Origin of the sequence: Cereibacter sediminicola (genome assembly GCF_007668225.1) — a bacterium.
In the GTDB taxonomy this organism is placed as follows: domain Bacteria; phylum Pseudomonadota; class Alphaproteobacteria; order Rhodobacterales; family Rhodobacteraceae; genus Cereibacter_A; species Cereibacter_A azotoformans.
In genome coordinates, this window is the sequence record NZ_VDEK01000164.1 from 1 (window position 1) to 422 (window position 422).

The window sequence follows — 422 nt, forward strand, 5'->3', positions numbered from 1 at the left end:
CCGAGCTTCCGGCCGAGATCGCGCCGGTCGCGGCGGCGGTGAACCAGCTGCTGGGCAGGCTCAACGCGGCCTTCGAGGCGGAACGCTCCTTCGCAGCCCATGCCGCGCACGAGCTGCGCACGCCGGTGGCCGGGGCTACGGCGCAGGCGCAGCGCATCCGCATCGAGACCTCGGACCCGAGGGTCGCCGGTCGGGCGGCCGACATCGAGACCACGCTGAAGCGGCTGACGCGGCTCTCCGACAAGCTCATGCAATTGGCGCGGGCCGAAGGCGGACGGACGCTGGGCGGGACCCCCGCCGACCTGCGGCCGATCCTGTCGCTGGTGGCGCAGGACTTCACGCGCGTGAGTGGACGTGACCGCCTGGTGCTGGTGCTGCCCGAGGGGGAGGTGCCGAGCCGGATCGACCCGGACGCCTTCGCC

The 422-nt window shown here is 73.7% G+C and carries 1 protein-coding gene; it reads left to right on the forward strand.

Annotated elements, in window-relative coordinates; translation table 11 throughout:
- Positions 1-422 (forward strand): sensor histidine kinase (locus tag FG154_RS20835; RefSeq protein ID WP_281282102.1); only part of this gene is annotated, 422 nt, incomplete at both ends.